Here is a 2,359-nt window from a genome sequence, read left to right as displayed (position 1 = left end):
CGCCGAGGTGCGATTCCGCGCGCGGGTACGCATCGACCAACGCCGCGACGGCGTCGGCGACGGTCCCGCCCGACCACTCGAGCGTGACCGTCTTGTCGCCGGTCGCGCTCCGGAGCGGGCCGTAGACCGTGACCTCGGTTTCCATACTCGTCACTCACTGATCGATTGCATATAACGGGAGAGGGGAGCGAAACTCTCTGCTCCCATTGATGCTGGAGGTGTCCTACCGCTCTCCCCTACTCCTCGTCGGGGAAGCCGCGGTTTGCCAGATTCATCGAGTCCGCCTCCTCGGTCGCGAACGGCCGCAGAACGAACCGGAACGTCGCGGACTCCGCTTCAACTTGGTAGCGGTCGATCGGGTCCGTCGGGGTCCCGCCGACGCCGGTCACAGCGTGGTCGAGGTTGAAGCCGACCGAGCCGCGGTCCTCGAGTTCGTACTGGTGGGCGGCCGCGTCGAGGTTCGCCCATTGCTCGAGGCTGACGTTCATGCTCGCATCGCCGGCGACGCCGAGCAGGCCGACGTCACCGTCGGAGAGCGTCGCCCATCGCGTGTCGGCCTTGTTCCCGTTGTCCGTCGGGGGCAGGTACGGAACGTACTGCTCGTCGACCGATCCAGCGTACCGATCGACGGGCACGCCCCACTTGCGGTCGGGGTAGGTCTCGAGCTCGCCGCGACCGTACCACTCGAACTTGTCGAACCGCTCGGGGAGTTCAAGCTGGACGCCGACCTTTGGAAGCCATCCTTCGACGGTGCTCCGGAGCTGGCGGTTCGGGTCGGTCTCGACGTCGAGCACCACGTCACCGGAGCCGTAGACGCGGTACCGGTAGCTGGTCTCGAACCCGGGACCGTCCCGATCGACGTCCTCGAACTCGTCGAGGTTCAGCCACGCGACCGCACCGTCGATCGGATCGTCCGCGAGCGTCTCGAGTTCGGCCGTCGAGAGCGCGCGATCGTAGATCCGGACGTTGTCCATCGCCGTTCCGTCCGCGACGCCGGGGGCGACCTCGGTCGGCGCGTCGACGTGAGTCAGCGACCCGTCGAACGCGGCGCTTTCCCCTCGTTCCTCGCCGTCGACGTACAATCGCATCTCGGTACCGTCCCAGACGCCGGCGAGGTGGTGCCAGCCGTCCGTCCAGTCGTCCGGAACCGGCGCATCGGCGACCTGCCAGCCGCCGCCCGCGTTGAAGACGAACTCGAGATAGCCGTCGCGACCGGCGCGACGGCGCTTGAGCAGGTACTGTCGACCGCCCTTGGAGATGTACGTCTGCGCGTCGCCGCCGCCCTGCGGCTCGCCCGGTCGAACCCAGCACTCGAGGGTCAGCTCGCCGTCGGTGATGTCGAGGCTGTCCGACTGTTCGAACGCGAGCGAACTGCCGTCGCCGAACTCGACAGCGGTCCCGGAGACGCCCTCGACGACCGACGGCTCGTTTCGGAGGAGGCCGTCGTTCCCGAACTCGGTCGCGTCGGGGGTGATCCGAACGTCGGCGGCCGCCCCTTCGACGAAGCTCTCGACGGCGACGTCGACGACGGAATCGCCCGCCCGATTGACGGCCATCGATTCGACGGAATGGGTGAGGTCGTCGAGCCCCGCGTCGTACCAGCTGTACGCCGGCGAGCTGCCCCACTGCTGGATTTCGTTCATGATCGGCGCGCGCCACGCGTTGAACAGCGGTCCTCGCTCGAGGACGTCCGTTCCGTCGTATTGCATCGAGGAGAGGGTGCCGAGATCCCCGTCGAACGTGTACTCGAAGCCCTCGCCGGAGACGACGATATCGTCCCCGTCGGAGACCGCTAGCGGGGCCATCGCGTCGGGATCGACCGGCTCCGGTTCGGGGACGTCGAACGGAACCTCGAGTTGCTCGAAGGCGACTTCGTGGCCGGCGTCGGCGTACTCCGTTTCCTCCGGTAGCGTGAACGAGAGGGTCAGCCGGTACTCGGTTCCGGGTTCGACGTCGTCCGGTTTCTCTAGGGGAACCGAGACGCGCCGAGACTCTCCGGGCGGGAGATCGAGCTCGAGCTCGCCCGATTGGATCGGCTCGTTGTCAGCGACGAGTTCCCACGACCCCTCGAGGGCGTCGAGGCCGGTGAAGGCGTACTGGTTCGTGACGTACATTTCGCCGTCGGCGACGTCGGCGTCCGCGACGCCGACCGGCTGGTGACTGTACTTGAGCTGCCACAGCTCGGGCTGTGGACGACGGTCCGACCAGAGCAGCCCGTTCAGCGAGAACGCGCCGTCGGGACCGTCTTCGTGGTAGAACTGGAACGGCTCGCCGTCCGCGGTCACGTCGTTCAGGTCCTGGTTCACCCAGTCCCAGACGAACCCGCCCTGAAGGCTCTGATCCCGCAAGAGGTCAGCGA

General features: G+C 67.3%; 1 protein-coding gene and 1 pseudogene. Both read right to left on the bottom strand.

What is annotated here, in order from left to right; all coding sequences use genetic code 11:
- A pseudogene (locus PGX04_RS00245) lies at nucleotides 1-145 on the bottom strand (MoaD/ThiS family protein); the annotation flags it as partial.
- Nucleotides 146-236: 91 nt separating this feature from the next.
- The coding region (locus tag PGX04_RS00240; RefSeq protein ID WP_273736682.1) for a beta-galactosidase small subunit-related protein at nucleotides 237-2,359 on the bottom strand (2,123 nt) is incomplete at its 5' end.

The organism is Natrinema soli, from assembly GCF_028618695.1.
Note: the sequence above shows the minus strand (reverse complement) of the source record. Positions and strands in the feature narration are given on the sequence as shown.